The organism is Ruegeria sp. CDSA079 (assembly GCF_059612245.1).
Window position 1 is genome coordinate 1 of sequence record NZ_JBXWQF010000051.1, and the last position, 2,930, is coordinate 2,930.

Genomic DNA, 2,930 nt, shown 5'->3' on the forward strand with positions numbered 1-2,930 from the left:
TAGATGCCCGAAAGTCTTCCTGTCAGCCATCGCACTCGCCGCACTCGTCATCTATTGGCTATGAGTCCTGAGCCTAGAACCGATCGAGGTGGTTATACTTGTCTAACAGCACATCCAGCAATTTTATCATTTCATCAGTGTTTTTCTTCTTTGAATAGAAGTGAGTAACTTGATTGCTCGAGAGCTCAAGAGCTGCCGTCATTATTAACACACCTTTGGATTTCTGGAACTGGGGAACAGTATTCGTCATTCCGGGAGCAACCAGTTTTCGACCTTCGCGCTGCTTGACAGCGAATGGCCCATATTCATCAATTGAAAAGAACCCTTCATTCGACCCTAGGTTTGAAAGTATGTCCTGTATTTTGGTGAGCTTGGAACGATAATCGGGATCGTTACTAGTCAGGACTTTCTTTGCATTCATCCATCGGTATCCAGCACTTTTGATGATACTTCTGATTGCGTGTTGGCCGATACGCATTCCCGCCTTTTCGATTGCCAACTGCAGATCAGACTGCCTCCAAGTAGTTCGATTGAAACCGAAATCGGAAGGAGGGGCGTGCAGGACTTTGAACACTAGTTCTCTTACGTCCTCTCTTTCAGAGATTCTCAGATACTCAGGTGCCCGAACGTAGTTTTCGAGCGTGCCATTCTCACGCAGTAATTTGCACCAACGGTAGTACGACGACTTCGCCACTCCGATACTGCTAATGGCAAGGCACTTTGGCACGTTAGCAGTATCGATTAGTTCAATAGCTTTTAGGCGCTCTGGCACCGTAAGCCGTCCAGCAATTTGGGCTTGGTCAGATCGATACTTCTGAAACTTAGCTGCAAGCTCGGTTGCAACGCGGCGCTTCGGCGATACGGAAGCGGATGCACAACTTTTCTTGCGCCTCCGTGTCACGCGTCTCTGCAGTCCTGCCGTCCCCGAGCAAATAAAGCGATTCCTCCATTCGTAGTACAGACCGACGGATATGCCCCTCAGTCGACAAAGCTCGGCGATTGAAGTTGCCCTGGAAAGGCCCTCTAGGACCACATCAGCTTTGAATTCTGCAGTATATGCCCTTCTGCTAATCTTTGCGGCTTTCATTTTCTCTTCCCTTGCTGGCTGAACTGAGGCAATTACTACATCAGTCACAACGGGAGGTTTTGCCTTAGTTTGTCATTCGCAAAGGCATGAAGTTTGGATGCGCATCAGAAAGTTCGATCTGAAATTTTATCCGAGTGCCTTTCCATGTTCGACATCCGACCAGTGCTTGTTCACCGGTAAACGTCGTGCCCGCCGTGCGACATCATCGTATGTCACTGGCATAAAATCCCATACATCGACGCCAACATTGATGGAGTTTCGCGACCCGCGCCAATTGTTATGGACATGCCCGAATAGTTGGAGAGCCTCCCGGCGCGCGTGGTTCCAAGTGATCATAGGGTAGTGGCAAAGCGTGTTTCTTTGGCCTTTTGGCCCGTCCGACACTTCGATCATTAACGAAACGGACGACCAATCGAGTGACTGAATGAGGTCGCTGTCATGGTTGCCCACAATGAGGTGTTTTTGATTTCCGGGAAGTTGATCGAAGATCTGTTGCAAGTAGGTAGGGTCTTTGGCTGGTGCGCCAAATGCAAAGTCCCCTACAATCCAAAGATCGTCTTCTGGTTTAACGAATTTCCACATATTTTCGAGGATGGCTCCATCCATATGCGCCGCCGATTTAAACGGCCGATTGCAAAACCGAATGACGTTTTCATGCCCAAAGTGCGTGTCCGCAGTGTACCAATTTTTCATGTTTGCCGTTTCATTTCTGCTGTTCGGTTTTGGTCTCCGGCTCTTTCATCCTAGACCGCCACAGGGCGTCGCATGCCTCGGGCGGTGACGCGCTTCCAGTCTAGACCTTCAAACAATGCTTCAAATTGAGATTTGTTCAGAGTAATCATGCCATCTTGAATGCGGGGCCATTCGAAGCCCTTTCCCTCGATCCGTTTGTAGGTCATCACGAGACCGGTGCCGTCCCACACGATCAGCTTGAGGCGGTCCGCTCGTTTGGACCGAAAAATGAAGATGGCACCGTTGAAGGGATCGAGCTCAAATTCGTTCATTACAATGGCGGCGAGGCCATCCATACCTTTCCGAAAATCGACAGGTTTTGTGGCGACATAATATTTGAAGTTGCCCGCTGGAGAAATCATGCGCTGCTTTCAAAGGCGCGGATCAATTGAACCAGCTGATCGATTGGATAGCACGGGGGGAACGACACTTCGCAATCAGCTCGTTTGAAAACGATCTGAGGAGCTTTTGCCGGTTCGGTTGGCCCTTCACGCTGAACCTTAACTTGTGCAAATGCTGGCATAGCTTGCGATGCGTTCGAGGGCTTGTGCGATATTTTCCGAGAACCGCCTTTGCGCCAACTGTAAGCGGTCTTGTCGGAGACCTGACAGGTTTTTTGTACATCGCCGATCGACAATTCACCTGATCTCATACGCTGGCCGATCGCGCGTTTGAATTTTGTAGGCCAGAGGCGGCGGCCATCTTTTCCGATGGGGATTGAGTAGCCGAAAGCGCGGAAGACGTTTTGGATTTTCTGATCACTTGCAAGGTCACCTAAGTTTTGAGAATTCATGATGCCTGTATCCTTTTGGAGGCAGCATAAATCGCTGAGCGCTGTTTGATCAGGGGTGATTTAGGGGGTCAGATGCACCGCTTACATTCGCAGTTGTCTATCGGAGATCAGATTGATCCCAGACGATGGGAAGTATGCGATTGAACTTGTTGGGAAGTTGGCGGGTTTGCTTGCGTTGGGTGTGTCCCAGAATGAACAAAGCCGCCCTGAGGCGGCTTGTTCGAGACTCTGTTCGCCAACGTTGGTTGCGGGAGTAGGATTTGAACCTACGACCTTCAGGTTATGAGCCTGACGAGCTACCGGGCTGCTCCATCCCGC

Annotated in this window: 4 protein-coding genes; all 4 read right to left on the reverse strand. The window is 50.0% G+C overall.

Features of this window, described 5'->3' with window-relative positions:
* Positions 1 to 73: 73 nt before the first annotated feature.
* Positions 74 to 1,087, reverse strand: a complete 1,014-nt coding sequence (locus AC2FJZ_RS22245) for a transposase (RefSeq protein WP_496780400.1) — start codon at positions 1,085 to 1,087, stop codon at positions 74 to 76.
* 126 nt (positions 1,088 to 1,213) lie between these two features.
* Positions 1,214 to 1,780 carry a metallophosphoesterase gene (locus tag AC2FJZ_RS22250; RefSeq protein WP_496780402.1) on the reverse strand — a complete coding sequence of 189 codons (567 nt, stop codon included), beginning with the start codon at positions 1,778 to 1,780 and terminating at the stop codon, positions 1,214 to 1,216.
* Positions 1,781 to 1,830: 50 nt separating this feature from the next.
* Positions 1,831 to 2,181 carry an IS66 family insertion sequence element accessory protein TnpB gene (gene tnpB / locus AC2FJZ_RS22255; protein WP_496780404.1) on the reverse strand — a complete coding sequence of 117 codons (351 nt, stop codon included), beginning with the start codon at positions 2,179 to 2,181 and terminating at the stop codon, positions 1,831 to 1,833.
* Positions 2,178 to 2,612, reverse strand: a complete 435-nt coding sequence (locus tag AC2FJZ_RS22260; protein WP_496780406.1) for a hypothetical protein — start codon at positions 2,610 to 2,612, stop codon at positions 2,178 to 2,180. The genes tnpB and AC2FJZ_RS22260 overlap by 4 nt, the downstream gene beginning before the upstream one ends.
* Positions 2,613 to 2,930 lie beyond the last annotated feature (318 nt).

What these genes read in the sequence shown, in the direction of transcription:
- AC2FJZ_RS22260 (WP_496780406.1), bottom strand. Translation starts at nt 2,612, where the DNA reads ATGAATTCTCAAAACTTAGGTGACCTTGCAAGTGATCAGAAAATCCAA.
- AC2FJZ_RS22250 (WP_496780402.1), bottom strand. Translation starts at nt 1,780, where the DNA reads ATGAAAAATTGGTACACTGCGGACACGCACTTTGGGCATGAAAACGTC.
- tnpB (WP_496780404.1), bottom strand. Translation starts at nt 2,181, where the DNA reads ATGATTTCTCCAGCGGGCAACTTCAAATATTATGTCGCCACAAAACCT.
- AC2FJZ_RS22245 (WP_496780400.1), bottom strand. Translation starts at nt 1,087, where the DNA reads ATGAAAGCCGCAAAGATTAGCAGAAGGGCATATACTGCAGAATTCAAA.